The organism is Aquibium sp. A9E412, assembly GCF_030398335.1.
Lineage (GTDB): Bacteria > Pseudomonadota > Alphaproteobacteria > Rhizobiales > Rhizobiaceae > A9E412.
Genome location: NZ_JAOAOP010000052.1, coordinates 1 through 26558, shown reverse-complemented (window position 1 = coordinate 26558; position 26558 = coordinate 1). Strand labels below are relative to the sequence as shown.

Annotated in this window: 25 protein-coding genes; 11 read left to right on the top strand and 14 right to left on the bottom strand. The window is 71.1% G+C overall.

The window, feature by feature from the left end:
- Positions 1–594 precede the first annotated feature (594 nt).
- The 4 genes from N1F89_RS15905 to pssA all read left to right on the top strand — a co-directional run bounded on the left by N1F89_RS15905 (position 595) and on the right by pssA (position 4605).
- The gene (locus N1F89_RS15905) at positions 595–930 is read left to right on the top strand and encodes a metalloregulator ArsR/SmtB family transcription factor (protein ID WP_290085218.1); all 336 of its coding nucleotides are present in this window, start codon (positions 595–597) and stop codon (positions 928–930) included.
- A gap of 22 nt (positions 931–952) precedes the next feature.
- Positions 953–2836, top strand: a complete 1884-nt coding sequence (locus N1F89_RS15900; RefSeq protein WP_290085217.1) for an ABC transporter ATP-binding protein/permease — start codon at positions 953–955, stop codon at positions 2834–2836.
- Between the two features lie 105 nt (positions 2837–2941).
- Complete coding sequence (locus N1F89_RS15895) at positions 2942–3640, top strand: phosphatidylserine decarboxylase (protein ID WP_290085216.1); 699 nt, start codon at positions 2942–2944, stop codon at positions 3638–3640.
- A 146-nt stretch (positions 3641–3786) separates the two neighbouring features.
- Positions 3787–4605 (top strand): CDP-diacylglycerol--serine O-phosphatidyltransferase, encoded by an 819-nt coding sequence (gene pssA, locus N1F89_RS15890; RefSeq protein WP_290085215.1) that lies wholly within the window; start codon positions 3787–3789, stop codon positions 4603–4605.
- A gap of 91 nt (positions 4606–4696) precedes the next feature.
- Here the strand turns inward: pssA and N1F89_RS15885 are convergent, their stop codons facing one another.
- The 14 genes from N1F89_RS15885 to N1F89_RS15820 form a co-directional block, all read right to left on the bottom strand.
- A complete protein-coding gene (locus N1F89_RS15885; protein ID WP_290085214.1) occupies positions 4697–6925 on the bottom strand; it encodes an AMP-binding protein in 2229 nt (742 codons plus the stop codon).
- Positions 6926–7231: 306 nt separating this feature from the next.
- Positions 7232–7978, bottom strand: a complete 747-nt coding sequence (locus N1F89_RS15880; RefSeq protein ID WP_290085213.1) for an SDR family NAD(P)-dependent oxidoreductase — start codon at positions 7976–7978, stop codon at positions 7232–7234.
- Entirely contained in the window at positions 7975–9447 is a 1473-nt protein-coding gene (gene purF / locus N1F89_RS15875) for an amidophosphoribosyltransferase (RefSeq protein ID WP_290085212.1), read from the bottom strand. The genes N1F89_RS15880 and purF overlap by 4 nt, the downstream gene beginning before the upstream one ends.
- A 43-nt stretch (positions 9448–9490) precedes the next feature.
- On the bottom strand, positions 9491–10039 hold the full coding sequence (locus N1F89_RS15870) for a CvpA family protein (RefSeq protein ID WP_290085211.1): 549 nt from the start codon (positions 10037–10039) through the stop codon (positions 9491–9493).
- Positions 10040–10092: 53 nt separating this feature from the next.
- On the bottom strand, positions 10093–11478 hold the full coding sequence (radA, locus tag N1F89_RS15865) for a DNA repair protein RadA (protein WP_290085210.1): 1386 nt from the start codon (positions 11476–11478) through the stop codon (positions 10093–10095).
- The gene (gene alr / locus N1F89_RS15860; protein WP_290085209.1) at positions 11478–12650 is read right to left on the bottom strand and encodes an alanine racemase; all 1173 of its coding nucleotides are present in this window, start codon (positions 12648–12650) and stop codon (positions 11478–11480) included. Before alr ends, radA begins: the two co-directional genes overlap by 1 nt.
- 2 nt (positions 12651–12652) lie before the next feature.
- Positions 12653–14143, bottom strand: a complete 1491-nt coding sequence (locus N1F89_RS15855; RefSeq protein ID WP_290085208.1) for a replicative DNA helicase — start codon at positions 14141–14143, stop codon at positions 12653–12655.
- Positions 14144–14341: 198 nt separating this feature from the next.
- Positions 14342–15601: a cyclopropane-fatty-acyl-phospholipid synthase family protein gene (locus N1F89_RS15850; protein ID WP_290085207.1), complete on the bottom strand. Its 1260-nt coding sequence runs from the start codon at positions 15599–15601 to the stop codon at positions 14342–14344.
- Between the two features lie 152 nt (positions 15602–15753).
- The gene (rplI, locus tag N1F89_RS15845) at positions 15754–16419 is read right to left on the bottom strand and encodes a 50S ribosomal protein L9 (RefSeq protein WP_290085206.1); all 666 of its coding nucleotides are present in this window, start codon (positions 16417–16419) and stop codon (positions 15754–15756) included.
- 192 nt (positions 16420–16611) lie between these two features.
- Complete coding sequence (rpsR, locus tag N1F89_RS15840; RefSeq protein ID WP_290085205.1) at positions 16612–16860, bottom strand: 30S ribosomal protein S18; 249 nt, start codon at positions 16858–16860, stop codon at positions 16612–16614.
- Positions 16860–17333: a 30S ribosomal protein S6 gene (gene rpsF, locus N1F89_RS15835; RefSeq protein WP_290085204.1), complete on the bottom strand. Its 474-nt coding sequence runs from the start codon at positions 17331–17333 to the stop codon at positions 16860–16862. Before rpsF ends, rpsR begins: the two co-directional genes overlap by 1 nt.
- Positions 17334–17581: 248 nt before the next feature.
- On the bottom strand, positions 17582–18343 hold the full coding sequence (locus tag N1F89_RS15830; RefSeq protein ID WP_290085203.1) for an ABC transporter permease: 762 nt from the start codon (positions 18341–18343) through the stop codon (positions 17582–17584).
- Positions 18340–19266 carry an ABC transporter ATP-binding protein gene (locus tag N1F89_RS15825; protein WP_290085202.1) on the bottom strand — a complete coding sequence of 309 codons (927 nt, stop codon included), beginning with the start codon at positions 19264–19266 and terminating at the stop codon, positions 18340–18342. The genes N1F89_RS15830 and N1F89_RS15825 overlap by 4 nt, the downstream gene beginning before the upstream one ends.
- 141 nt (positions 19267–19407) lie before the next feature.
- A complete protein-coding gene (locus N1F89_RS15820; protein WP_290085201.1) occupies positions 19408–19614 on the bottom strand; it encodes a hypothetical protein in 207 nt (68 codons plus the stop codon).
- A 264-nt stretch (positions 19615–19878) separates the two neighbouring features.
- Between N1F89_RS15820 and fabD the strand changes: the two genes are divergently transcribed.
- The 7 genes from fabD (at position 19879) to gmk (ending at position 26427) form a co-directional block, all read left to right on the top strand.
- Positions 19879–20820 (top strand): ACP S-malonyltransferase, encoded by a 942-nt coding sequence (gene fabD, locus N1F89_RS15815; protein ID WP_290085200.1) that lies wholly within the window; start codon positions 19879–19881, stop codon positions 20818–20820.
- 53 nt (positions 20821–20873) lie between these two features.
- The gene (gene fabG, locus N1F89_RS15810) at positions 20874–21611 is read left to right on the top strand and encodes a 3-oxoacyl-[acyl-carrier-protein] reductase (protein WP_290085199.1); all 738 of its coding nucleotides are present in this window, start codon (positions 20874–20876) and stop codon (positions 21609–21611) included.
- Positions 21612–21847: 236 nt separating this feature from the next.
- On the top strand, positions 21848–22084 hold the full coding sequence (locus N1F89_RS15805) for an acyl carrier protein (protein ID WP_290085198.1): 237 nt from the start codon (positions 21848–21850) through the stop codon (positions 22082–22084).
- A 53-nt stretch (positions 22085–22137) separates the two neighbouring features.
- Entirely contained in the window at positions 22138–23397 is a 1260-nt protein-coding gene (gene fabF / locus N1F89_RS15800) for a beta-ketoacyl-ACP synthase II (RefSeq protein WP_290085197.1), read from the top strand.
- A gap of 94 nt (positions 23398–23491) precedes the next feature.
- Entirely contained in the window at positions 23492–24685 is a 1194-nt protein-coding gene (gene mltG / locus N1F89_RS15795; protein WP_290085196.1) for an endolytic transglycosylase MltG, read from the top strand.
- A gap of 197 nt (positions 24686–24882) precedes the next feature.
- Positions 24883–25770, top strand: a complete 888-nt coding sequence (locus N1F89_RS15790; RefSeq protein ID WP_290085195.1) for a YicC/YloC family endoribonuclease — start codon at positions 24883–24885, stop codon at positions 25768–25770.
- A 48-nt stretch (positions 25771–25818) separates the two neighbouring features.
- Entirely contained in the window at positions 25819–26427 is a 609-nt protein-coding gene (gene gmk, locus N1F89_RS15785; RefSeq protein ID WP_290085219.1) for a guanylate kinase, read from the top strand.
- Positions 26428–26558 lie beyond the last annotated feature (131 nt).

Genomic DNA, 26558 nt, shown 5'->3' with positions numbered 1-26558 from the left:
GCGTCGACCTGGCGGCGGGGCGCGGCATTCGGATCGATGGCGGTGCACGCGCGGCGGATGCCGGCGCGGCCCCTCATCCGCCCCTGCGGGGCACCTTCTCCCCGCAGGCGGGGAGAAGGGGCGCTCCGGTCTCGCAGGCCTCGGCACGGCGGCCGGCCGCAAACGCCAGCCCGATCTCTCGAGGGGGAGATGTCGGCGCAGCCGACAGAGGGGAGTGCCAGAGGGGACGGCCGCCGAAGCCGCGCGCAACCTCACCCTCTCCCCGCCTGCGGGGAGAGGGCAGGGTGAGGGGCAGCGGCGACCTGGCGGCGGGGCGCGGTTTTCGCAGGAATGGCGGCGCCCTTGCGGCCAACGCCGGCGCGGCCCCTCATCCGCCCCTGCAAGGCGCCTTCTCCCCGCATGCGGGGAGAAGGGGGCGCCCGGTCTCGCAGGTCCCGCACGGCGGTCGGCCACAAACGCCAGCCCGATCTCCCCCTTGAGGAGGAGATGTCGGCGCAGCCGACAGGGGGGGCGGGCCGGGCGCCGGGCGCTCCGAAAGCCGGCAGGGCGCGGCCGGTTGCTTCCGGTCCGATCATCGTATATCGACGATGGACGATGAATTGCGAACCCGCCCCCGCAGCCGATTGTCCCGCCGCGCAGCCGCTCGCCGCCGGGCTGGCGGCGCTGGCGCATCCCGCGCGCATCGAGATCCTGTGCCATCTGGCAGGCTGCGGCGGCTGCGGCTGCATGCAGGTCGTTGAGCGCATGGATCTCGCCCAGTCGACCGTCTCGCAGCATCTCAAGGTGCTGGTCGAGGCGGGCCTGGTGCGCGCCGCGCCGCGAGGCCAGCGCTTGCGCTACACGGTGGACCGCGCCGCGCTGTCGGCGCTTGCGGGCGCCTTCTCGGACCTGGCCGGGCGGTGCTGCCGTCGGCACGACGCATCCGCCTGAGCGACAACCGCAGGATAGACCCTTGGCCGACACGAAGACCGTTTCCGCCGATTCCGGCTCGACGCTGCGGACGCTGCGCAATCTGTGGCCCTACATGTGGCCGGCCGACCGGCCGGCGCTGAAGCGCCGCGTGGTCGTCGCGGCGGGCTTTCTCGTGCTCGCCAAGCTGGTGCTCGTGCTGGTGCCGTACTTCTTCAAATGGGCGACCGACGCGCTCGACGGTCAGCTCGACGTGCCGCCTTATGTGCCCGCGCTGCTCGCCGGCCCGGTGATGCTGGTCGTCGCCTACAACGTGGTGCGCGTCGTCCAGCTCGGCTTCAACCAGCTGCGCGACGCGCTGTTCGCCCGCGTCGGCCAGCATGCGGTGCGCCAGCTCGCCTACCGCACCTTCGTGCACATGCACGCGCTGTCGCTGCGCTTCCACCTGGAGCGCCGCACCGGCGGGCTGTCGCGCATCATCGAGCGCGGCACCAAGGGCATCGAGACGATCGTCCGCTTCACCATCCTCAACACGCTGCCGACCATCCTGGAGTTCGCGCTCGCCGCCATCATCTTCGCCGTCGCCTATGGCTGGCTCTACGTCGCCATCATCGCCGTCACCGTGTGGCTCTACACCTGGTTCACCGTGCGCGCGAGCGACTGGCGCATCGCCATCCGCCGAGAGATGAACGACAGCGACAACGACGCCAACACCAAGGCGATCGATTCGCTGCTCAACTTCGAGACGGTGAAGTATTTCAACAACGAGGCGATGGAGGCGAGCCGCTTCGACCGGGCGATGGCCGGCTACGAATCGGCCGCCACCCGCACCTGGACGTCGCTCGGCTGGCTCAATTTCGGCCAGGGCGTGATCTTCGGCCTCGGCATGATGGCGGCGATGGCGCTGTCGGCCTGGGAGGTGACGCGCGGCACCCAGACGCTGGGCGACTTCGTCTTCATCAACGCCATGCTGATGCAGCTCTCCATCCCGCTCAATTTCATCGGCTTCATCTACCGCGAGATCCGCCAGGGGCTGACCGACATCGAGCAGATGTTCGACCTGCTCGACGTCTCGGCCGAGGTGAAGGACCGGCCCGACGCCGTGCCGCTCGCCGTCGGCGCGGGCGCCGTGCGCTTCGACGATGTGCGCTTCGCCTACGATCCCGAGCGGCCGATCCTCAAGGGCATCAGCTTCGAGATCCCGGCCGGCCGCACGGTCGCCGTCGTCGGCCCGTCGGGCGCCGGCAAGTCGACGATCTCGCGACTGCTCTTCCGCTTCTACGACGTGCAGCAGGGCGCGGTGACGATCGACGGCCAGGACGTGCGCGGCGTCACCCAGCAGAGCCTGCGCGCGGCGATCGGCATCGTGCCGCAGGATACGGTGCTGTTCAACGACACGATCGCCTACAACATCCGCTACGGCCGGCCCGACGCGAGCGATGCCGAGGTGCGCCGCGCCGCCGAGCTGGCCCAGATCGGCCCGTTCATCGAGAGCCTGCCGCACGGTTACGACACCATGGTCGGCGAGCGCGGCCTCAAGCTGTCGGGCGGCGAGAAGCAGCGCGTGGCGATCGCCCGCACCATCCTCAAGGCGCCGCCCATCATGCTGCTCGACGAGGCGACGTCGGCGCTCGATTCGCAGACCGAGCGCGACATCCAGGACGCGCTCGACCTGGTGAGCCGCGGCCGCACGACGCTGGTCATCGCCCATCGGCTGTCGACCATCGTCGGCGCCGACGAGATCATCGTCCTGCAGGACGGCGTCATCGCCGAGCGCGGCAACCACCAGGCGCTGCTCGCCGCGCGCGGCCTTTATGCCGCCATGTGGGACCGCCAGCGCGAGGCGACCGAGGCGGAGGAGCGGCTGCGCCGCGCCCGCGAGACCGACGAGATGGGCGTCGTCGTGCGCCGCACGCCGAGCTACTGAACGGCGTCCGGCGCTGCCGCGTTGCCGGGGGCGGCGCTTTCCGATAGGAAGGCGCTCGCCCGGCGGCGGAATGGGTCCGCCGCGGCGTCCGGAACCGTTCCGCCGATGAGCGTCGCCGAATCGATCCGCAAGACCTTCGTGCCGATCCGCCGCGAGGGCTATCCCTTCATCGCCGCCTTCGCGCTGGCCGCGCTGCTGCTCGGCCTCGTGTGGGACGGTCTGTTCTGGATCGGCCTCGTCCTGACCCTGTGGTGCGTCTACTTCTTCCGCGATCCCGAGCGCGTCACGCCGCTCGACGACCGGCTGGTCGTCAGCCCGGCCGACGGCCGCGTGTCGATGGTCGGCCCGGCGCGGCCGCCGCGCGAGCTCGGCATGGGCGAGGACGAGGCGCTGCGCATCTCGGTCTTCATGGACGTCTTTTCCTGCCACGTGAACCGTGCGCCGGTGCGCGGCCGCATCTCGCTGATCGAGCACCGGCCGGGCCGGTTCCTCAACGCCGAGCTCGACAAGGCGAGCGAGGAGAACGAGCGCAACGGCCTGGTGATCGAAAGCCCGAACGGCCCGGTCGCGGTGGTGCAGATCGCCGGCCTGGTGGCGCGCCGCATCCTGTGCTGGGTCGAGGCGCCCGACGAGATCGCCGTCGGCGAGCGCTTCGGCCTCATCCGCTTCGGCTCGCGCGTCGACGTCTACCTGCCGGCCGCCGCCGTCCCGCGCGTCGCCGTCGGCCAGACGGCGGTCGCCGGCGAGACGGTGATCGCCGAATTCGGCTCCGACATCCCGCCGTCGCTCGTCCATGCGTCCTAGAGCGTTTGCAGGCGAAGCGGGCACCGGTTCGCCGTCCGCGAACGCGTGGCACGGGCGCGGAACACACCGTCGTGCGCACCGTTCTTCCCGCGGCCGCGCCGTCGGTCTTGCCGGACCGGCCGGCGCGGCGTGAGAAAAGGCTGAGCATGTCCGGTCCCTTCCCCCCCTTCGAGCCGCATGGCGGCGGCGGCCCCGGCATCCGCGAGATGCCGTTCCGCCTCGTCGTGCCCAACCTGATCACCCTGCTGGCGATTTGCGCCGGCCTCACCGGCATCCGGCTCGCTTTCGAGCACCGCGTCGAGCTCGCCGTCATGATGGTGTTGGTCGCCGCCTTTCTCGACGCCGTGGACGGCCGCGTGGCGCGCATGCTCAAGGCCTCCTCGCGCTTCGGCGCGCAGATGGATTCGCTCGCCGACATCGTCAATTTCGGCGTCGCGCCGGCGCTCGTCCTCTACGCCTTCCTGCTCGACCGGGCCGGCTCGATCGGCTGGATCGCGGCGCTGATCTTCGCCATCGCCTGCGGCCTGCGGCTCGCCCGCTTCAACGTCATGCTCGACGACGAGACGCGGCCGGCCTGGCACGGCGACTATTTCGTCGGCGTGCCGGCGCCGGCCGGTGCGGTGCTCGTCATGCTGCCGGTCTATCTCGGCTTTCTCGGCCTGGCGCCGTCGCTGCCCTTCGCGCTGGCGGCGAGCCTCTACACGGTGCTGATCGGGCTTCTGCTGGTCAGCCGCCTGCCGGTCTATTCCGGCAAGGTCTCGGCGAGCCGCGTGCGGCGCGACCTGGTGCTGCCGCTCATTCTGCTGGTCGTGCTCTACGTACTGCTTCTGGCGAGCTTCACCTGGGAGACGATGGCCGCCAGCGCCATCCTCTACGTGCTGTCGCTGCCGGTCGGCATGGCCGCCTATGCGCGGCGCGCCGCGCGGGCACAGCAGGAGGCCGCCGCCGGCCCGCCGGAAGGCTGAGCGGCGGGCCGCGGCCGGCGCGGCGTTTCGCGAAACCTCCGGGGCGCTCGCCTGGCGTGCCGGGGGGCTGCGCCTCCGGCCGCGTCGCGTTTCAGGCCGCCGCCTCGAGGCCGAGGCTCTGCGCGGCCAGCCGCCGGACGCCGGCATAGTCGATCTTGCCGCTGCCCAGGACGGGGATCTCCTCGGTCGCCACCACGTCGCTCGGCGTCAGCACCGAGGCGTGGCCGTGCCGCTTGCAGTGCTGGCGCACGGTGTCGCGGTCGGCGTCCGCCGCCGTCGTCACCAGCACCGTGCGCTCGCCGCGCCGCCGGTCGGGCACGGCGACGGCGGCGTGCTTGTCCTCCGGCCACAGCGCCGCGGCGATCATCTCCATCGCGCCGAGCGAGACCATCTCGCCGGCCACCTTGGCGAAACGCCGGGCGCGGCCGCGCACGGTGACGAAGCCCTCGCGGTCGAAGGAGACGATGTCGCCGCTGTCGTGCCAGCCGTCGGGCGGCGCGACCAGCGTGCCCGGCGCCTCGGCCGTCAGGTAGCCCAGCATGACGTTCGGTCCCGACAGGTGGAGCCGGCCGCCCTCGGCGATGCCCTCGACCGGCTCGAGCCGGGCGCGGATGCCGGGCAGCAGCCGGCCCACCGTGCCGTCGCGGCCGTGCGTGGCGGTGTTGACGGCGACCACGGGCGAGGCCTCCGTCATGCCGAAGCCTTCCAGGATCGTCACGCCGAAGCGCTCGCGCCAGGTGCGCCGGGTCTGCGGCCGCACGGCTTCGGCGCCGGCGACGACGAAGCGCAGGCTGGCGAAGTCGTCCGGCCCGGCCGTGCGGGCATAGCCGGCGAGGAAGGTGTCGGTGCCGAACATCACCGTCGGCTTCACCCGCGCCACCGTCTCCGGCACCTTCCGGTAGTGCAGCGGCGAGGGGTAGGAGAAAAGCCGCAGCCCGCCGGTCAGCGGCAGCAGCGTGCCGCCGGTCAGGCCGAAGGCGTGGAACACCGGCAGCACGTTGAACAGCGTGTCGGCCGGCGAGAAGGCGATGCGGGTCGCCGCCTGGGCGACGTTGGTCAGAAGGTTGCGGTGCGACAGGAGCACCGCCTTGGCGCGGCCCTCCGAGCCGGAGGTGAAGAGCATCACCGCCGCCGCGTCGACCGCCGCCGGCGCCAGCGGCCGGCCGCGCGCCAGCGCGGCCAGCGCCGTGTCGCGGCGGGTGAAGCTTGCGCGCAGGTCCTCGAGATAGACGACGCGCGCACCGACCGCCTCGAGCGCGGCGACCATCTCGGCGAGGCCCGCCTGCTCGACGAAGCGGCGCGCGGTGAACACGGTGCGGATGCCGCCGGTGCCCACCGCCTCCGCCGCGCCGGCCGAGCCGGCCGAGAAGTTGATCATCGCCGCGACCCGTCCGGCCGACTGCACGGCCAGGAACAGCGCCACCACGGCGTTCGAGTTGGCCAGCATGATGCCGACCGGCTCGCCCGGCTTGGCGTGCTCGGCGACGTGCCGGCCGATCAGCCGCGCCGCGACGAGCAGCCGGCCGTAGCGCATCGTCTCGCCGCTCTCGTCCTCCAGCACGACGCGGCCGCTGCCGTGCCGGCGTGCGGCGGCCGCGACCGCGCCGAACAGCGTGCGGTCGGTGTCGGCGGCGGCCAGGCGCAGTTGCGCCACGCGGTCGAAGAAGGCGTTGGAGGCGGTCACCTGCGGCGCGCCGTTCTCGGCCATCAGCGCCTCGACGGTCAGCGGCGGCAGGGTGCGCACGCGAAGCCGCGGCAGCAGCCGGCGCGGCCCGGCCTGGCGATCGGCGAGCGTGAGCGCCGATTCGCGGCTGCCGGCCACCATCACCGGCACGATGGTGGCCTCGGCGCGCGCGGCGATGCGGCCGACGGCGCGGTAGAGGCGGAAGGCGCGGGCGTCCGGCTCCACCGTGTCGGGGAAGTAGACGGCGAGCCGGCCGCGGCCCTTGAGGTGGCGCACCAGCCGCCGGCTGACGAACACGTGCTTGGCGTTGAAGGCGATGCAGCGGGCGAGCTCGCGCCACGGCTCGAGCCAGATCGAGCGCGCCGACGGTCCGTCGAGGATGTGCAGCGTGTCGGCCGGCAGCAGCGACAGCATCAGCGCCGGGTCGAGCCGCGAGGCGTGCACCACGACATAGACGACCGGCGCGTCGGCCTTGCGCGCCGTCGCGATCTCGCGGTCGTCGATGCGGTAGGCGAGCTTGAACGGCGCGTAGAAGATCGCCTGGCGCACCGTCAGGCCGTGACGGTTCACCAGATGGGCTGCCACGCCGGCCCACACGGCCAGCACCGCGGCAACGATCGTAAGCGCGATCGCCATGCCGCATCTCCCTGTTTCGTCCCCCCGGCCCCGGCGGGTCGCGCCAGCCGCGCCGTCCCGTCAGGTCTCGTTCTCGGCCCGCGGCCGCCCTTCGCAGGCACGGCACGCCGGCCGGGCGGCTCTGCGGCCGCCTTCACGGTGAGGGTAGCGGAAGCCGCGCCGAGGTCAATCGTCTGTCCGCCCGCCGCCGGTGCGGCGGCGCTGCGCCAGCCGTTCTGCTTTTCGCCGAATCGCAGATCGGCCGCAAGCTATCGTTTTGACGCGTTTGCGGACGGCGAACCGGTTTCCACGTCGCCTGGAAGCGCTTTATTCGGGCATCCGGTAGCGCAGGAACCGGCCCTGCGGCACGTCGAGGATGAGGCCGGTCTCCTCCAGCTCCGGGCTGGCGAGCGGCAGGATCTTCGCCGCCACCTCGGAGGGGTGGGGCAGCGTGTCGGGGTTCTCGCCGGGCATCGCCTGGGCGCGCATCGCAGTGCGCGTCGGCCCCGGGTTCACCGCGTTGACCTTGAGGCCGAAGCTCTTCGTCTCGTCGGCCCAGGAGCGCCCCAGCGCCTCGAGCGCGGCCTTGGAGGCCGCATAGGGGCCCCAGAAGGCGCGCGCGGAGTGCGCCGCGCCCGACGACATCAGGATGGCGCGGCCGGCGTCGGATGCCTTGAGCAGCGGGTCGACGGTGCGGATCAGCCGCCATACGGCGGTGACGTTGATCGCCATCACCTTCTCGAAGGTCTTCGCCTCGACATGGCCGAGCGGCGAGATGACGCCGAGGATGCCGGCATTGGCGACCATCACGTCGAGCTTGCCCCAGCGCTCGTGGATGGCGCCGCCGAGCCGGTCGATGCCGGCCATGTCGGCCAGGTCGAGCGGCACCAGCGTGGCTTCGCCGCCGGCCGCCTTGATCTCGTCGTCGAGCTCCTCGAGCCCGCCCACGGTGCGCGCCACGGCGACGACATGCGCGCCGCACGCCGCCAGCTCCCTGGCCAGGAAATAGCCGATGCCGCGCGAGGCGCCGGTGACCAGCGCCAGCCGGCCGGTGAGGTCGGGCCGCGCGCTCATTGGCTGCCCGCCGCCAGCAGCGAGAGCGAGCGCACGTTGTCGGCCCCCTCGAGGTCGGCCAGCCGGGTCGGGTAGTCGCGCGTGAAGCAGGCGTCGCAGAACTGCGGCGCCTCGTTGTCGCGCGCCGCTTCGCCGACGGCCCGGTAGAGCCCGTCGATCGACAGGAAGCCGAGCGAGTTGACGCGGATGAAGTCGGCCATCTCGCTGACGCTCATGCGCGAGGCGAGCAGCTTGGCCGTCTCCGGCGTGTCGACGCCGTAGAAGCAGGAGGCGCGGGTCGGCGGCGAGGCGATGCGCATGTGCACCTCCGCGGCGCCGGCGTCGCGCACCATCTGGACGATCTTCTGGCTGGTCGTGCCGCGCACGATGGAATCGTCGACCAGCACCACCCGCTTGCCCTCGAGCGTGCGCCGATTGGCGTTGTGCTTGAGGCGCACGCCCATGTGGCGGATCGATTCGGACGGCTGGATGAAGGTGCGCCCGACATAGTGGTTGCGGATGATGCCGAGCTCGAAGGGCAGGCCGGCCGCCTGGGCGAAGCCGATCGCCGCCGGCGTGCCCGAATCGGGCACCGGCACCACGATGTCGGCCTCGACCGGGTTCTCGCGCGCCAGCTCCGCGCCGATCGCCTTGCGCACGTCGTAGACGTTGCGTCCCTCGACCGAGGAGTCGGGGCGGGCGAAATAGACGTATTCGAAGATGCAGAAGCGCGGCCGCGCCGGCTCGAAGGGGAAGTGGCTTTCGATGCCCTTTTCCGTCACCACCACCATCTCGCCCGGCCTGACCTCGCGCACGAAGCGCGCGCCGATGATGTCGAGCGCGCAGGTCTCGGAGGCGAGGATGTAGGAGCCGTCGAGGTCGCCCAGCACGAGCGGCCGGATGCCGAGCGCATCGCGGCAGCCGATCATCTTCTTGGAGGTCAGCGCGACCAGCGAGAAAGCGCCCTCGAGCTGGCGCACCGCCTCGGTGAAGCGGCCGATGGTGTCGCGCTCCTTGCTGGTGGCGACCAGGTGCAGCACCGTCTCGGTGTCGGACGTGGAGGAGAAGATCGACCCCTCGCGCTGCAGCTTGCGCTGCACCGTCATGGCGTTGGTGATGTTGCCGTTGTGCGCGATCGCCAGGCCGCCGTCGGCCAGCTCGGCGAAGAAGGGCTGCACGTTGCGCAGGCCCGCGCCGCCGGTCGTCGAGTAGCGCGTGTGGCCGATGGCGCGGTTGCCCTTCAGCCGGTCGAGCACCGCCGGCTTGGTGAAGGTGTCGCCGATCAGGCCGATGTGGCGCTCGACGTGGAACTGGCTGCCGTCGAAGGAGACGATGCCGGCGGCCTCCTGGCCGCGGTGCTGCAGCGCGTGCAGGCCGAGCGTCGTGATCGCCGCGGCGTCGGCCCGGCCGAAGATGCCGAACACGCCGCACTCGTCGTGGAAGTGGTCGTCGGCCTCGCCGGCCGGGACGATGGGCTCATGCGCCGTCATCGCGGAGCGCCTTTCCTGTCGCGCCGGCCTGCCGCGGCCGGCTCTACCTGTTGGTCTCGCCTCCGGCCTGGCCGTCCTCGAAGGCGGGCGACAGGCGCTGGAAGATCGAGTTCTCCGGATCGTCGGGCAGCAGGTTCTGCAGCCATTGGCCGACGCCTTCCAGAAGCGGCAGCGATTTCGCCTCGGTGATCCAGTCCGGCCGGTTGTCGCCGAGCAGCCAGTTGAGGAACAGCAGCGCCACGGCGACCACCAGCACGCCGCGCGCCGCGCCGTAGACGAAGCCGAGCGTGCGGTCGAGCGCGCCGACGCGCGAATCGATGATGAAGTCGGCGAGCTTCATCGTGATGACGGTGACGACGATCAGCGCGATGAAGAAGATGATCGCCGCGGCCGCCGCCAGCGCCAGCTTGTCGTTGCTGATATAGGGTTCCAGATAGGGCAGCACGAGGGGATGGAAGAAATAGGCCGCCACGGCCGCCGCCGCCCAGGAGGCGATCGACAGCACCTCGCGCGAGAAGCCGCGCACCATCGCCAGGATGGCGGAGACGAGGGTGAAGCCGACGAGAACCCCGTCCAGCAGCGTGATCGGCATGGTCGCCCCTACTTTCTTGTCCCCGCTCGCCGGCCTTGCGGCCGGCGCTCTGTTCAGTCCGCTGCCGGACCGGCGATCCGCACCACCAGGTCGGCCAGCGCCGCGGGCTGGAAGAGCTGCGCGGCGGCCGTGCCGCCCGCCTCTTCGCCGCCGGACGGCATGACCGCCTGCGCGAAGCCGAGCTTCTCCGCTTCCTTGAGGCGCTGCGCGGCGTGCGCGACGGGGCGGATGGCCCCCGACAGGCTGATTTCGCCGAAATAGACGCAATCGGCAGGCAGGGCAAGGCCGGTGAGCGACGAGACCAGCGCCGCCGCCACGGCGAGGTCGGCCGCCGGCTCCGAGATGCGGTAGCCGCCGGCCACGTTGAGATAGACGTCGTGCGTGCCGAAGCGCACGCCGCAATGCGCCTCGAGCACGGCGAGGATCATTGCCAGCCTCGCCGAATCCCAGCCGACCACGGCGCGCCGCGGCGTGCCCAGCGACGAGGCCGCCACCAGCGCCTGGATCTCGACCAGCACCGGCCGCGTTCCCTCCATGCCGGCAAAGACGGCCGCGCCGGGCGCTGCCGCGCTGCGCTCGCCGAGGAACAGCTCCGACGGGTTGGCCACCTCGCGCAGGCCGCGGTCGCCCATCTCGAAGACGCCGATCTCGTCGGTCGGGCCGAAGCGGTTCTTCACCGTGCGCAGGATGCGGTGGTGGTGGCCGCCTTCGCCCTCGAAGTAGAGCACGCCGTCGACCATGTGCTCGACGACGCGCGGGCCGGCGATCTGGCCCTCCTTGGTGACGTGGCCGACCAGCACGACCGCCGCGCCGGTCGACTTGGCGTAGCGGATCATCGCCTGGGCGGCGGCGCGCACCTGGGTCACGGTGCCGGGCGCCGAATCGGCCAGGTCGGTCCACAGCGTCTGGATCGAATCGAGGATCACCAGGTCGGGCCGGCGACCCTCGGCGATGGTCGCCAGGATGTCTTCCACGTTTGTCTCGGCGGCCAGCTCGACGGCGGCCTCGGCGAGGCCGAGGCGCTGCGCGCGCAGCCGGATCTGCGCCACCGCCTCCTCGCCCGACACGTAGACCACGCGGTGCCCGGCGCCGGCCAGCGCGGCGGCCGCCTGGGTGAGCAGCGTCGACTTGCCGATGCCCGGATCGCCGCCGACGAGCAGCGCCGAGCCGCGCACGAAGCCGCCGCCGGTCGCCCGGTCGAGCTCGCCGATGCCGGTGACGATGCGCGGCGCGTCCTCGATCTCGCCCGACAGCGTCGTCAGCGCGACCGGACGGCCGGGCCGCGCCTTGCGCAGCGCGGCCGGCCCCGAGCCGATGCCGCCGGCCGTGCCTTCCTCGACCAGCGTGTTCCAGGCGCCGCAGGCATCGCACTTGCCGGCCCAGCGCGTGTGCGCGGCGCCGCAGTTCTGGCAGACGAACTGGAGGCGCGGCTTGGCCATCATCCGGCCTCGCCGGTGTAGCGCCGGTGGTAGCGCCGGCCGAGCCCGGTGAGCAGTTCGTAGCCGATGGTGCCGGCCGCCGCGGCCACCGCGTCGATCGGCATGTTGGGACCGAACAGCTCGATGGTGTCGCCGACCGCGACCGCGTCGGGACCGAGATCGGTGACGTCGAACATCGTCAGGTCCATGGTCACCCGGCCGAGCAGCGGCACCGTGCGGCCGCCGATCCAGCCGGCCGCGCCGGCCGCCACCCGGTCGCGCAGCGGCACGCCGGCGCCCGAGGCCGAGCGCGGATAGCCATCGGCATAGCCGGCCGCCACGACGGCGATCAGCGTGTCGCGGTCGAGCGGTCGGGGCGCGCCGTAGCTCACCGTCTCGCCGGCCGCCGCCCGGCGCACCTGCACCACGCGCGCCTCGGCGGTGACGACCGGGCGCATCGGGTTGGCCACCCCCGACACCGCCGCGCCGCCGTAGAGCGCGACGCCGGGCCGGGTCAGGCCGAAGTGGTAGGCCTCGCCGAGGAAGATGCCGGCCGAGTTGGCCAGGCTCGCCGCGACGCCCGGAAACAGCGCCCGCGCGGCCTGGAAGGCCTCGAGCTGCCGCCGGTTCATGGCGTGGCCGGCATCGTCGCCGCAGGCCAGGTGGCTCATGAGAAGCAGCGGCGTCAGCGCGCCGGTCAGCGCGTTCTCCCCGGCCAGCACGCGGGCCCGCTCGAGCGTCAGGCCGAGCCGGTTCATGCCGGTATCGACATGGATGACGCAGGGCCGCGGCACCTCGCCGTCCCAGCCATGCGCTTCCCACAGCGCCAGGTCGCTCTGCGTGTTGAGCACCGGGATCAGCCGCTCACGGGCGTAGTGCGCGGCGGTCTCGGCGTCGAACAGGCCGTTGAGCACGATGATGTCGGCATCCGGCGCGGCGCGGCGCACGGCCGCCCCCTCGGCCGGCAGCGCGACGAAGAAGCGGCGGCAGCCGGCCGCCAGCAGCGCCGGCACCGCGTGCGCGATGCCGATGCCGTAGGCGTCGCCCTTGACCACGGCGGCCGTCTCGGCTGGCGCGGACAGCCGCGCCAGCATGCGGTAGTTCTCGGCGAGCGCGGCCAGGTCGATGGTCAGCCGGCCTCCGGCGAGCGGCTCGGCCACCGAGCCGCGCGCGGTTTCGATCACGTTGGTCACGGCTATTCGAACCGGTCGGGCAGGTGGCTGTCGTCGGCGAGGTCGGAGAAGCGGGTGAACTCCGCCTGGAAGCCGAGCGACACCGTTCCCGTCGGCCCGTGCCGCTGCTTGGCGACGATGACCTCGGCCTTGCCGCGCGCCTCGTTCATCTCCGTCTCCCACTTGATGTACTCTTCGGTGCCCGGCTTCGGCTCGCGGTTCTTGAGGTAGTATTCCTCGCGATAGACGAACATCACCACGTCGGCGTCCTGCTCGATCGAGCCGGATTCGCGCAGGTCGGAAAGCTGCGGCCGCTTGTCGTCGCGGCTTTCCACCTGGCGCGAGAGCTGCGACAGCGCCACGATCGGCACGTTGAGCTCCTTGGCGAGCGACTTCAGCCCGGTGGTGATCTCGGTGATCTCCTGCACGCGGTTCTGCGAGGCGCGCGCCGAGCTGCCCTGCATGAGCTGCACGTAGTCGATCACCAGCACGTCGAGGCCGCGCTGGCGCTTCAGCCGCCGGGCGCGGGCGGCGAGCTGGGCGATCGAGATGCCGCCGGTCTGGTCGATGAACAGCGGAATGCGCTGCATGGTCTGCGAGCAGGCGACCAGCTTCTCGAAATCGGCCTCGGTGATCTCGCCGCGGCGGATCTTGGAGGAGGGGATCTCCGTCTGCTCGGAGATGATGCGCGTGGCGAGCTGCTCCGACGACATCTCGAGCGAGAAGAAGCCGACGACGCCGCCGTTCTTGGCCTTGAAGGAGCCGTCGGCCTGCTGCGCCGGCTCGTAGGCGGCGGCGATGTTGAAGGCGATGTTGGTGGCGAGCGAGGTCTTGCCCATGCCCGGCCGGCCGGCGAGGATCACCAGGTCGGACGGCTGCAGCCCGCCCATGCGCCGGTCGAGGTCGCGCAGCCCCGTGGCGATGCCCGACAGGTGGCCGTCGCGCATGAAGGCGGCGTTGGCCATGTCGACGGCGGTCTTGACCGCGTCGGAGAAGCTCTCGAAGCCGCCGTCATAGCGGCCGGTCTCGGCGAGCTCGAACAGCCGCCGCTCGGCGTCCTCGATCTGCGCCTGCGGCGACATGTCGACCGGCGCGTCGTAGGCGATGTTGACCATGTCCTCGCCGACGGTGATCAGCGCCCGGCGGGTGGCGAGCTCGTAGACGACGCGGCCGTAGTCGGCGGCGTTGATGACCGTCACCGCCTCGGCCGCCAGCCGCGCCAGATACTGCGCCACCGTCATCTCGCCGACCTTCTCCTCGGCCGGCAGGAAGGTCTTGATGGTCACCGGGTTGGCGGTCTTGCCCATGCGCACGAGCTCGCCCGCCACCTCGTAGATCTTGCGGTGCAGCGGCTCGTAGAAATGCGGCGGCTTGAGGAAGTCGGAGACGCGGTAGAAGGCGTCGTTGTTGACCAGGATGGCGCCGAGCAGGGCTTGCTCGGCCTCGATGTTGTTGGGCGCTTCGCGATAAAGCGGGGTTTCCGCCGCGCTGATCTTGCGGGCCGCGTCAGCCATGCCGGTTCCGTTCCGTCTCGTGTCGCCAGGCCAACGAACAAACACGTCCCGGCAGTCGGTTGCGCCACGGTCCTACCCCGTGGCGCCGGCGCCTCAAAGCGCTATCTGGCGATGCGACCGTAATTCACACTCATCCACCGCCGGCCGACGGCGGGCGCTTGCGCCGCGCCGCGAATCGCGCCGGCTGTGATTGTATTCCTATTCCGCCGCGTCGTGGAACAGGCGCCCGCCGGCGGCCTCGGCGGCGCGCAGCCGCTCTTCCGTCTCGGCGATGTAGTTGCGCGTCAGCGGCAGCGTGTCGCGCCGCTTGGCGAGCTGGAACTGGAAGACCACCAGGTTCTGCCAGCGGAAGGTCGCCTCCGAGCCGGCGAGATAGAACTCCCACATCCGCGCGAAGCGCTCGTCGTAGAGCGCCACCGCCTTGTCGCGGTTGGCCATGAAGCGCTCGCGCCAGTGCCGCAGCGTCTCGGCATAGTGCAGCCGCAGCACCTCGACGTCGGTGAGGATCAGCCCCGACCGCTCGACCGCCGGCAGCACCTCCGACATCGACGGGATGTAGCCGCCGGGGAAGATGTACTTGCGGATGAAGGCGTTGGTCACCGACGGCCCGGTCGTGCGGCCGATCGTGTGCAGCAGCATCACGCCGTCGTCGGCCAGCAGGCTGCTGCACTTGTCGAAGAAGGTGCGGTAGTGGTTGATGCCGACATGCTCGAACATGCCGACCGACACGATGCGGTCGAACGGGCCGGCGAGCGACCGGTAGTCGGCGATCTCGAAGCGCGCCCGGTCGGCGAGCCCGGCGGCGCGCGCCCGCTCCGCCGCGACGCCGTGCTGCTCTTCCGACAGCGTGACGCCGAGCACCCGGGCGTCGAACTGCCGGGCCAGCGTCAGGCCCATGCCGCCCCAGCCGCAGCCGATGTCGAGCACGCTCTGGCCCGGTTCGAGCGCCAGCTTGGCGGCGATGTGGCGCTTCTTGGCGCGCTGCGCCTCGTCGAGCGTCGCCTCGGGCCTCTCGAAATAGGCGCAGGAATACTGCATGTCCTCGTCGAGGAAGAGCCGGTAGAGCTCGCCCGACAGGTCGTAGTGCCGGTGCACGTTGCGCTTCGACCGGCTGGCCGTGTTGAGCTGCTGGAAGCGGCGGAAGACGTAGCGCATGCCTTCGCCGAGCTTCATCACCAGCGCCTCGGCGCCGGCCTGGTCGAGATTGGTGTAGACGGTCTGCATCAGCGCCAGCGGGTCGCCCTCGGCGAAGTCGAGGCCGCCGTTCATGTAGGCTTCCGGCACGGCGAGCATCGGGTCGAGCGCGATGGCGCGTTCGGTCCGCCGGTTGTTGATGACCACATGCAGTGGGGTGCCGCTGCCGTCGCCGTAGCGGCGCGTGGCGCCGCCGGCGTCCGTGACGGTGAGGTTCCCGGTCCTGAAGACCCGCGTGGCGACCTTGTCGAGCAACCAGTTCATGGCACAAACCCCCGTAACGCTGGGAGTTTTCCATTATTAAACAGAATCTTGCCGGTTGCAAAGCGGTTCGGCGCGCAACGCCGAAAGGCCGGGCGCGCGGCCCGGCCTGACGGTGTGACGATGTGCGGCCGCCGGTCGCCCGGCGGCGCGGATCAGGCGCCGGTGCGCGGCTCGTCGCCGGCCCCGGTCTCGCCCTCCGGCGTCTCGCCCTCCGGCGTCTCGTTCTCGGCGTCGGCCGCCGGCTGCTCGGCCTCCTCGTACTCCGCATCGGGGTCGAAGAAGGTCTCCGGCCGGGCGCTCTCGTCGTAGTCCGAGCCGTAGATCGCCTCGGCCGAATCCAGCTTCTCGCCGGCCGCCTGGCGCTCCGCCTCGTCGGCCGAGCGCGCCACGTTGAGCGTCACCGTGACCTCGACCTCGGGATGCAGCGCGATCGCCACGTTGGTCAGGCCGATCGCCTTGATCGGCTGGTTGAGCTCGACCTGGTTGCGGCCGACCTTGAAGCCTTCCTCGGCGAGCAACTCGGCGATGTCGCGCGTCGACACCGAGCCGTAGAGCTGGCCGGTCTCGCCGGCCGAGCGGATGGCGACGAAGGTCAGGCCGTCGAGCCGGTCGGCGACGCTCTGCGCCTCCGACTTGCGCTCCAGGTTGCGTGCCTCGAGCTCGGCGCGCTGCGATTCGAAGCGCTTGCGGTTCGCCTCGTTGGCGCGCAGCGCCTTGCCCTGCGGCAGCAGGAAGTTGCGCGCGTAGCCGTCCTTGACCCTGACGACGTCGCCCATCTGGCCGAGCCGCGCGATGCGTTCGAGAAGAATGACCTGCATGTCCTGTTCCTTTCGCGTTCCCCGAAGGGAGGCCGGGCCGAACAGGAAAGCCGGCGCCGCGGCGCCGTGGTCGCTGTCCTGCCGGTCGCGGCAGTTAGGGGCTCCGGCCCCAGCCCGGGTTCGCTCTTGCCCCCTGGTCCGCGCCCGTCGCGGGAGGGGAGGAGGCGGGCGCCTGGCGCGCCCGCCGCCCGATCACTTGACGACGTAGGGCAGCAGCCCGAGGAAGCGCGCCCGCTTGATGGCGCGGGCCAGCTCGCGCTGCTTCTTCTGGCTGACGGCGGTGATGCGCGAGGGCACGATCTTGCCGCGCTCCGAGACGTAGCGCTGCATCAGCTTGACGTCCTTGTAGTCGATCTTCGGCGCGTTGGCGCCGGAGAACGGGCAGGTCTTGCGCCGGCGGTGGAACGGGCGGCGCGAGGGGATCTGGTTGATGTCGACCATCAGGCGTTCCTTTCGCTCGTCTCGCGGTCGCCGCGCGGGCCACGCTCGTCACGGTCGCCGCGCGGGCCGCGGTCGTCACGGTCACCGCGCGGGCCGCGATCGTCGCGGTCGCGCCGCGGGCCACGGCCGTCGCGCCGCGGGCCGCGGTCGTCGCGCTTCTGCATCATCGCCGAGGGGCCTTCCTCGTGCGCCTCGACGCGCACCGTCAGGAAGCGCAGAACGTCCTCCGACAGCCGCATCTGGCGCTCGATCTCCTGCACGGCCTCGGCCGGCGCATCGAGGTCCATCAGCGTGAAATAGGCCTTGCGGTTCTTCTTGATCCGGTAGGCGAGGGTCTTCAGACCCCAGTTCTCGACCCGGCCGATCGAGCCGCCCGCCTGCTCGACGACGCCCTTGTACTGCTCGACAAGTGCGTCGACCTGCTGCTGCGACAGATCCTGCCGGGCAAGGAACACATGCTCGTAAAGTGCCATTGCCTTGCCTTTCTTCGTTTCGGTCCGACCCCAGCGGCTAGAGCCTCAGCGACCTCGCTTGCCGCGCGTGGCGGGAGAAGAAAGGCGCCTTGATCGAGACGGTCGAGAGCGGAGACACGGGAGGCGGAAGACCGTCATCGGCTTCGCGACGGGCGCATGCGCGCCCGGCCCTCCGTTCAGCCCCCGGCTGGGACCGGACAGACCGGGCGCTTATACCGATATTTGCCGGCCGTGCAAGGCCCGGCCGCTCAGCTCTTCAGCCGGTAGCCGGTCCTGAAGATCCACCACACCACCGCCATGCACAGCGCCAGGAAGACGAGCACCATCGCCAGGCTCACCCCGACGCCCACGTCGGAGCTCTCGTAGAAGGCCCAGCGGAAGCCGCTGATCAGGTAGAGCACCGGGTTGAACAGCGTCACGGTGCGCCAGAAGGGCGGCAGCATGTCGACCGAGTAGAAGCTGCCGCCGAGGAAGACCAGCGGCGTGATGATGAGCAGCGGGATGAGCTGCAGCTTCTCGAAATTGTCGGCCCAGATGCCGATGATGAAGCCGAACAGCGAGAAGGTGATCGCCGTCAGCACCAGAAAGAGCAGCATCAGGAAGGGGTGGGCGATCTGCAGCGGCACGAACAGCCCGGCCGTCGCCAGGATGATTAGGCCGAGGATTAGCGCCTTGGTCGCCGCCGCCCCGACATAGCCGAGCACGATCTCGTAGTAGGACACCGGCGCCGACAGGAGCTCGTAGACCGTGCCGATGAACTTCGGAAAATAGATGCCGAAGGAGGCACTGGAGATGCTATTGGTCAGCAGCGTCAGCATCATCAGGCCCGGCACGATGAAGGCGCCGTAGGGCACGCCGTCGATCTCGTCGATGCGCGAGCCGATCGCCGCGCCGAACACGACGAAATAGAGCGAGGTGGAGATGACCGGCGAGACCACGCTCTGCAGCAGCGTGCGCCGCATGCGCGCCATCTCGAACAGGTAGATGGACTTGATCGCCTGGACGTTCACGACTGCTCCCTCACGAGGCTGACGAAGATGTCTTCCAGCGAGCGCTGCCGGGTGCTGAGGTCCTTCACCCGGATGCCCGATCGGTTGAGCTCGCTGAGCAGCGAGGTGATGCCGGTGCGCGCGGCCTGCGAATCGTAGCGGTAGACGAGCCGCGCACCGTCCTCCTCGCGCTCCAGCCCGTAGTCGGCGAGCGTCTCGGGCAGCGCCTCGAGCGGCTGCGTCAGCTCGAGCGTGAGCTGCTTCTCGCCGAGCTTGCGCATCAGCTCGGCCTTCTCCTCGACCAGCAAGAGCTCGCCGCGGTTGATGACGCCGATGCGGTCGGCGATCGCCTCGGCCTCCTCGATGTAGTGCGTGGTCAGGATGATGGTGACGCCGGATGCGCGCAGCCGCTCGACGAGCTGCCACATGTCCTTGCGCAGCTCGACGTCGACGCCGGCCGTCGGCTCGTCGAGGAACAGGATGCGCGGCTCGTGCGACAGCGCCTTGGCGATCATGACGCGCCGCTTCATGCCGCCCGACAGCGTCATGATCTGGTTGTCGCGCTTGTCGAGCAGCGACAGGTCGCGCAGCACCGCCTCGATATGCGCCGGGTTCGGCTTCTTGCCGAACAGGCCGCGGCTGAAGCTCACCGTCGACCAGACCGTCTCGAAGGTCTCGGTGTGCAGCTCCTGCGGCACCAGCCCGATCAGCGAGCGCGCCTTGCGGAAGTCGCGGATGATGTCGTTGCCCTCGACCGTCACCGAGCCGGAGCTCGGATTGACGAGGCCGCAGATGATCGAGATCAGCGTCGTCTTGCCGGCGCCGTTGGGGCCGAGCAGCGCCAGGATCTCGCTGTCCATGATGTCGAGGTCGACGGCCCTTAGCGCCTGGTGGCCCGAGGCATAGGTCTTCGACAGGTTGCGGATCTGGATGACGGACGGCATGGCTCGGCTGCGGCGGGCGGTTGCGGGACGCGGCCGCAGACGGCCGGCACGGGGATGCCGTGCCGGCCGCGCCGGGGTCGCGATGCCGTCATATATGGGAGCGGGCGCCGTCTGGCCAGAGCGGCGCCGGGCACGGGCCGTTCAGCCGGCCATCGTGTCGGGGTCCGTCTCCGCCAGGTAGGCGAGCCGCGCCACGATCCAGCCGAGCACCACGGTCGGCACGGCGGCGATCGCGTAGACGACGAATGCGCCCGGCGCGGCGAGCCCCAGCGCGCCGACCACCGCCCAGGCCGCAGCGCCCAGCGCCGCGGCGATTTCCGTCACCACGAACAGCGTCATGCCGATCATGCCGGTGATCTGTGCGACGGTGAGGGCGGACGCGGTTGCGCCAGCGACCGGCGCGCTGGACGGAGAGGCGGGATGCGGTGTCATGGCTGCGAGGGCTTTCCAAACGCCACCGGAAGCGGGGCGGAGCGCGGCAGGCTGGCGCCGCAATTGCGGATTTTTCGTGGCGGCCGTCGGCGCGCCGACGGGCGCCCGCAGGCTTGACGAGACGGGGCGTGTTGCGCCACGAGGTTCGGCCATCAGCACCCGCATGGCAGGATCGCGCCGATGAGCCTCGCATTCACCTTTCCCGGACAGGGCAGCCAGACGGTCGGCATGGGCCGCGAGCTCGCCGACGCCTTCGCCGAGGCGCGCGCGGTGTTCGAGGAGGTCGACGCCGCGCTCGGCGAGCCGCTGTCGCGCCTGATGTGGGAGGGGCCGGAGGAGACGCTGACGCTGACCGCCAACGCCCAGCCGGCGCTGATGGCGGTGTCGATGGCGGCGATCCGCGTCCTGCAGGCGCGCGGGCTCGATCTTGCCGGCAAGGTCGCCTACGTCGCCGGCCATTCGCTCGGCGAGTACACCGCGCTGTGCGCTGCCGGCATGTTCTCGCTCGCCGACACCGCGCGGCTGCTGCGCATCCGCGGCAACGCCATGCAGGCCGCGGTGCCGGTCGGCGAGGGGGCGATGGCGGCGATTCTCGGGCTCGACCAGGAGGCGGTCGAGGCGGCCTGCGCGGAAGCCGGCGCGGGCGGCGTGTGCCAGATCGCCAACGACAATGGCGGCGGCCAGCTCGTCATCTCCGGCACCAAGCCGGCGGTCGAGCAGGCCGCGCGCATCTGCACCGAGCGCGGCGCCAAGCGGGCGCTGATGCTGCCGGTCTCCGCGCCGTTCCACTCCGCGCTGATGGCGCCGGCGGCCGACGCCATGCGCGCCGCGCTCGCCGAGGTCGACAAGCGCGCGCCGGTCGTGCCGCTGGTCGCCAACGTGACGGCCCGCCCGCTCGACGATCCCGACGAGATCGCGCGCCGGCTGGTCGAGCAGGTGACCGGCCGCGTGCGCTGGCGCGAGAGCGTCGAGTGGCTGGCCGCCGAGGGTGTCGAGACGCTCTACGAGATCGGCACCGGCAAGGTGCTGTCCGGGCTAGCGCGGCGCATCGCCCGCGACGTTTCGGCGGTGCCGGTCAACACGCCCGACGACATCGAGAAGACGGCGGCCGTGCTCGCCTGAGACTGGTGCGCGGGCCGCCGCCGGCCCGCCGATCACACACGAGGAAGAAGACCATGTTCGATCTCACTGGCCGCAAGGCGCTCGTCACCGGCGCGTCGGGCGGAATCGGCGAGGCGGTGGCGCGCGTGCTGCACGCGCAGGGCGCGACCGTCGGCCTGCACGGCACCCGTGTCGAGCGGCTCGAGGCGCTGGCCGGCGAGCTCGGCCAGCGCGCGCACGCCTTTCCCGCCGACCTGTCCGACCGCGACGCCGTCAAGGCGCTCGGCCAGCAGGCCGAAAGCACGCTCGAGGGCGTCGACATCCTGGTCAACAACGCCGGCATCACGCGCGACGGGCTGTTCGTGCGGATGAGCGACGCGGACTGGGACGCCGTGCTGGAGGTCAACCTGACGGCCGCCTTCCGGCTGACGCGCGAGCTGACCCATCCGATGATGCGCCGCCGCTTCGGCCGCGTCGTCAACGTCACCTCGGTGGTCGGCGTCACCGGCAATCCCGGCCAGGCCAACTACTGCGCCTCCAAGGCGGGGCTGATCGGCTTCTCCAAGTCGCTCGCCCAGGAGATTGCGACGCGCAACGTGACGGTCAACTGCATCGCGCCCGGCTTCATCGAATCGGCGATGACCGGCAAGCTGAACGACAAGCAGCGCGACGCCATCATGGGCGCCATCCCGATGCGCCGCATGGGCACGGCCCAGGAGGTCGCCTCGGCGGTCGCCTATCTCGCCTCCGACGAGGCGGCCTACGTCACCGGCCAGACGCTGCACGTCAACGGCGGCATGGCGATGATCTGAGCCTTCGCCGGCGACGCGCGAATAGTCCTTTCGCGCTCCGGCCTTTTCGTGTAGGGCGGCGGCCGAGAGCCGTTTCGCGGCCGCTTCGGCACCGTTCGGCGGACCTTGCGGGACGGTCTTTTCGGCCCCGGCCGAGGCGCCGCGAAAGGCCGCGGCAGGCGAAATCTTTCAGCTTGATTAGCGGCAACCGTGCCGCTAACGAAGGCGGACCAAACAGGAAGTCGAGGGTTCAGGACATGAGCGATACGGCAGAGCGCGTCAAGAAGATCGTCGTCGAGCATCTGGGAGTCGATGCCGACAAGGTTACCGAGTCGGCGAGCTTCATCGATGATCTGGGCGCGGACAGCCTCGACACCGTGGAACTCGTGATGGCCTTCGAGGAGGAGTTCGGCGTCGAGATCCCCGACGATGCCGCCGAGACGATCCTGACCGTCGGCGATGCCATCAAGTACATCGAGAAGGCCACGGCCTGACGTCGCCAGCCCGCCGTGACGGCGCAGGCCGCGGACACGGGTGAGTTGCTGCCATGAGACGTGTTGTCGTGACCGGTCTTGGTCTGCTGTCGCCCTTCGGGGTCGGCGCGGAGCACGGCTGGAAGAAGCTCCTTACGGGCGCCAGTTCGGCGGCCCGCATCGACCGCTTCGAGGTCGACGATCTGCCGTGCAAGATCGCCAGCTCGATTCCCCGCGGCTCCGGCGACGGGGCGTTCGATCCGGACGCCTTCATGGAGCCGAAGGAGCAGCGCAAGGTCGGTGATTTCATCGTCTACGGCATGGCCGCCGCCGAGCTGGCGCTGGCCGACGCCGGCTGGCGGCCGCAGACCGAGGACGAGCGCTGCGCGACCGGCGTGATGATCGGCTCGGGCATCGGCGGCATCGAGGGCATCGCCGAGAACGCGCTGATCCTCAAGGATCGCGGGCCGCGGCGCATCAGCCCGTTCTTCATCCCCGGCAACATCATCAATCTGGTCTCCGGCCAGGTGTCGATCCGGCACGGTCTCAAGGGGCCGAACCACGCCGTCGTCACCGCCTGCTCGACCGGTGCGCACGCCATCGGCGACGCGGCCCGGCTGATCATGCTGGGCGATGCCGACGTGATGCTGGCCGGCGGCGCCGAGGCGCCGATCACGCGGCTGTCGATCGCCGGCTTCTCCGCCTGCAAGGCGCTGTCGACCGACTTCAACGACGAGCCGCAGCGCGCCTCGCGGCCCTACGACCGCGACCGCGACGGCTTCGTGATGGGCGAGGGCGCCGGCGTCGTCGTGCTCGAGGAGCTCGAGCACGCCAAGGCGCGCGGCGCGACGATCTACGCCGAGGTGGTCGGCTACGGCCTGTCGGGCGACGCCTTCCACATCACCGCCCCGGCCGAGGACGGCGACGGTGCCTACCGCTGCATGCGCGCGGCGATCAAGCGCGCCGGCATCGAGCCGGCCGACATCGACTACATCAACGCGCACGGCACCTCGACCATGGCCGACACGATCGAGCTGGCCGCCGTCGAGCGGCTGGTCGGCAACGCCGCCTCCAAGATCGCCATGTCGTCGACCAAGTCGTCGATCGGCCACATGCTCGGCGCCGCCGGCGCGGCCGAGGCGATCTTCTGCGTGCTGGCGATCCGCGACAACGTCGCGCCGCCCACCATCAACCTCGACAATCCCGCCACCGAGACGGCCATCGACCTCGTGCCGCACAAGCCGCGTCAGGGCCGCATCGACGTGGCGCTGTCGAATTCCTTCGGCTTCGGCGGCACCAACGCGTCCCTGATCTTCCGCCGCTACGACGCCTGACGGCGTGCCGGCGGCGGAATTTTCGCCATATTCGCCGCTACTGTCGCCGGCATGCGGCAGTGCCGCGGCGTCTGCAAGGAGCGGGTAGCGAACGATGAGCGATGAGAGCGGCCGCGCCGGCCGACCCGACGAGACCGCGCCGCGCGCGCCCTTCGTGGCCAAGCCGGCCAGCGATGCGCTGCGTCCGGCCGCCGGCACGCCGCCGCCCAGGCGCTCGCGCCAGTCGCGCAACCAGTTCGTCGTGTTCCTGAACTTCGTCGTCTCCTCGATCGTGCTGCTGCTGCTGGCGGCGGCCGCCGCCTTCTACTTCGGCAAGCAGGAGTTCGACGGCCCCGGTCCCTCGCGCACCGCCGAGACCGTGCTCATCAAGCCCAACACCGGCACGCGCGAGATCGCCGACATGCTGGAGCGGCGCGGCCTGATCAGCGACGAGCGCATCTTCCTGGTCGGCCTGCGCGCCTACGGCAAGGACGACGACCTGAAGGCCGGCGAGTACGAGATCAAGGCCGGCGCCTCGATGCGCGAGATCATGGACCTGCTGGAAAGCGGCAAGTCGGTGCTCTACTCGCTGACGCTGCCGGAGGGTCTGACGGTGCGCGAGATCTTCGACCGCATCGCCGCCACCGAGGAGCTGGCCGGCGAACTGCCGGAGGAGCTGCCGCCGGAGGGCAGCCTGGCCACCGACACGCTGCGCTTCACCCGCGGCACCGAGCGCGGCGAGATCGTCGAGAAGCTGAAGCAGCAGCAGGCGGAGCTGGTGCGCTCGATCTGGGAGCGGCGCTCCGACGACCTGCCGATCGAGACGGTCGAGGAGTTCGTCACGCTCGCCTCGATGGTGGAGAAGGAGACCGGCCGCGCCGACGAGCGCACGCGCGTGGCGGCCGTCTTCATCAACCGGCTGCGCCGCGGCATGCGCATGCAGTCGGACCCGACGGTGATCTACGGGCTGTTCGGCGGCGAGGGCAAGCCGGCCGACCGGCCGATCTACCGCTCCGACCTCGACAAGCCGACGCCCTACAACACCTACGTGATCGACGGGCTGCCGCCCGGCCCGATCGCCAATCCCGGCCGCGCCGCGCTGGAGGCGGTCGCCAACCCCTCGCAGACCGACGATCTCTACTTCGTCGCCGACGGCACCGGCGGCCACGCCTTCGCCACGACGCTCGCCGAGCACAACGAGAACGTGGCGCGCTGGCGGGCCATCGAGGGCAAGCGCCGCGAGGAGGCGGAGGCCGCCGCCGCCGAGGCCGAGGCGGCCGGCGAGGACGGCGCGACGAGCACGGAATAGAGCGTTTGCAGGCGACGTGGAAACCGGTTCGCCGTCCGCAAGCGCGTTGAAACGATAAGTCGGAGCCGATCTGCGAGTCCGCGAAAATCAGAGCGGCTCCAACGCCGCACCGCGGGCCGCGCGGTGCATGGACAGGACGGGCGCGATGCCCGATAAAGGGGCGCCGTCCGGCAGGGTGGCGAGCGGGTGGGGGCCCGATGACACTTGAGAGCATGACCGGCTTCGCCCGTGCGACGGGCGAGCACGACGGCGGCGCCGTCGTCTGGGAAGTCAAATCCGTCAACGGCAAGGGGCTGGAGGCGCGGCTGCGCCTGCCGCCCGGCTTCGACCGGCTGGAGCAGCGCCTGCGCCAGGCGGTGCACAAGCGCTTCACGCGCGGCACCGTCCACTGCGCCCTGACGCTGACGCGGGCGCCGGCGAGCGCCCAGCCGGTGGTCAACGAGGCGCTGCTGGCCGATCTCGCCGGGCTCGCCCGCCGGCTCGAGGAGCAGTTCGGCGTCGCGCCGGCGCGGGCCGACGGCCTGCTCGCCCTGCGCGGCGTGATGGAGGTGCCCGACGGGGTGGTGGACGAGGCGGCCCGCGAGGCGCTCGACGCGGCGATCCTGACCGTCTTCGAGCGCGCGCTCGACGGCCTCGCCGAAGCGCGCCGCGGCGAGGGGGCGGCCCTGGCGGCGCATCTGCGCGGCCATGTCGACGCCATCGAGGCGCTCGCCCTGCGCGCCGAGGCCGATCCCTCGCGCCGGCCGGAGGCGATCCGCGAGCGGCTGGCTGAGCAGGTCCGCCTGCTCGGCGAGGCGGCCCCCGGGCTCGACGCGCAGCGCCTGCACATGGAGGCCGCCTTCCTGGCCACCAAGGCCGACATCCGCGAGGAGATCGACCGGCTGAAGACGCATGTCGCCGCCGCGCGCGGCCTGCTCGACGCCGGCGGGCCGGCGGGCCGCAAGCTCGACTTCCTGGCGCAGGAGTTCAACCGCGAATCGAATACGCTGTGCGCCAAGTCCAACGCGGCCGCGGTCACCGCGATCGGCCTCGAGCTCAAGGCCGTCGTCGACCAGTTCCGCGAGCAGGTGCAGAATCTGGAGTAGCGCATGGCAGCCGTGCCCGCCGCCGCCGAGATCGACCGTCGCGGCCTCATGCTCGTCCTGTCCTCGCCGTCGGGCGCGGGCAAGTCGACGATCGCCCGCAACCTGCTGGAGAGCGATGCGGGCTTCGAGCTGTCGGTCAGCGTGACGACGCGGCCGCGCCGCGGCAGCGAGATCGAGGGCGTGCACTACCACTTCCGCACGCCGCGCGAGTTCGAGATGCTGCGCGACGGCGACGAGCTGCTCGAATGGGCCGAGGTGCACGGCAACTACTACGCCACGCCGCGCAAGCCGGCCGAGACCGCGATGGCGGCCGGCCGCGACATGCTGTTCGACATCGACTGGCAGGGCGCCAAGCAGCTCAAGGAGAAGATGCGCGGCGACATCGTCTCCGTCTTCATCCTGCCGCCGTCGATGCGCGAGCTGCTCGCCCGGCTGAAGCGGCGGGCGGAGGATTCCGACACGACCATCGAGACGCGGCTGAAGAACGCCCGCGTCGAGATCGAGCACTGGACCGAATACGACTACGTCGTCGTCAACGACGATCTCGACCGCGCCTTCGCCGCCGTGCGCGCCATCGTGGCGGCCGAGCGGCTGCGCCGCGACCGCCGGCCGGGCCTCTACGACTTCGTCGCCGGGCTGCTCGACGAGGAGGTGTGACGGCGGCGGCCGGCCGTCCGCGTCGCCTGCGCTAACGCGTTTCCAGGCGAAGTGGAAACCGGTTCGCCGTTCGGAAACGCGTCAAGACAAGCGTTTCCAGGCGAAGTGGAAACCGGTTCGCCGTTCGGAAA

Bases quoted from the DNA above. Each gene is read 5' to 3' on its own strand.
- N1F89_RS15905 (WP_290085218.1), top strand. From the start codon at position 595: ATGAATTGCGAACCCGCCCCCGCAGCCGATTGTCCCGCCGCGCAGCCG.
- N1F89_RS15895 (WP_290085216.1), top strand. From the start codon at position 2,942: ATGAGCGTCGCCGAATCGATCCGCAAGACCTTCGTGCCGATCCGCCGC.
- pssA (WP_290085215.1), top strand. From the start codon at position 3,787: ATGTCCGGTCCCTTCCCCCCCTTCGAGCCGCATGGCGGCGGCGGCCCC.
- N1F89_RS15885 (WP_290085214.1), bottom strand. From the start codon at position 6,925: ATGGCGATCGCGCTTACGATCGTTGCCGCGGTGCTGGCCGTGTGGGCC.
- N1F89_RS15880 (WP_290085213.1), bottom strand. From the start codon at position 7,978: ATGAGCGCGCGGCCCGACCTCACCGGCCGGCTGGCGCTGGTCACCGGC.
- purF (WP_290085212.1), bottom strand. From the start codon at position 9,447: ATGACGGCGCATGAGCCCATCGTCCCGGCCGGCGAGGCCGACGACCAC.
- N1F89_RS15870 (WP_290085211.1), bottom strand. From the start codon at position 10,039: ATGCCGATCACGCTGCTGGACGGGGTTCTCGTCGGCTTCACCCTCGTC.
- radA (WP_290085210.1), bottom strand. From the start codon at position 11,478: ATGGCCAAGCCGCGCCTCCAGTTCGTCTGCCAGAACTGCGGCGCCGCG.
- N1F89_RS15855 (WP_290085208.1), bottom strand. From the start codon at position 14,143: ATGGCTGACGCGGCCCGCAAGATCAGCGCGGCGGAAACCCCGCTTTAT.
- N1F89_RS15850 (WP_290085207.1), bottom strand. From the start codon at position 15,601: ATGAACTGGTTGCTCGACAAGGTCGCCACGCGGGTCTTCAGGACCGGG.
- rplI (WP_290085206.1), bottom strand. From the start codon at position 16,419: ATGCAGGTCATTCTTCTCGAACGCATCGCGCGGCTCGGCCAGATGGGC.
- rpsR (WP_290085205.1), bottom strand. From the start codon at position 16,860: ATGGTCGACATCAACCAGATCCCCTCGCGCCGCCCGTTCCACCGCCGG.
- rpsF (WP_290085204.1), bottom strand. From the start codon at position 17,333: ATGGCACTTTACGAGCATGTGTTCCTTGCCCGGCAGGATCTGTCGCAG.
- N1F89_RS15825 (WP_290085202.1), bottom strand. From the start codon at position 19,266: ATGCCGTCCGTCATCCAGATCCGCAACCTGTCGAAGACCTATGCCTCG.
- N1F89_RS15820 (WP_290085201.1), bottom strand. From the start codon at position 19,614: ATGATCGGCATGACGCTGTTCGTGGTGACGGAAATCGCCGCGGCGCTG.
- fabD (WP_290085200.1), top strand. From the start codon at position 19,879: ATGAGCCTCGCATTCACCTTTCCCGGACAGGGCAGCCAGACGGTCGGC.
- fabG (WP_290085199.1), top strand. From the start codon at position 20,874: ATGTTCGATCTCACTGGCCGCAAGGCGCTCGTCACCGGCGCGTCGGGC.
- N1F89_RS15805 (WP_290085198.1), top strand. From the start codon at position 21,848: ATGAGCGATACGGCAGAGCGCGTCAAGAAGATCGTCGTCGAGCATCTG.
- fabF (WP_290085197.1), top strand. From the start codon at position 22,138: ATGAGACGTGTTGTCGTGACCGGTCTTGGTCTGCTGTCGCCCTTCGGG.
- mltG (WP_290085196.1), top strand. From the start codon at position 23,492: ATGAGCGATGAGAGCGGCCGCGCCGGCCGACCCGACGAGACCGCGCCG.
- N1F89_RS15790 (WP_290085195.1), top strand. From the start codon at position 24,883: ATGACACTTGAGAGCATGACCGGCTTCGCCCGTGCGACGGGCGAGCAC.
- gmk (WP_290085219.1), top strand. From the start codon at position 25,819: ATGCTCGTCCTGTCCTCGCCGTCGGGCGCGGGCAAGTCGACGATCGCC.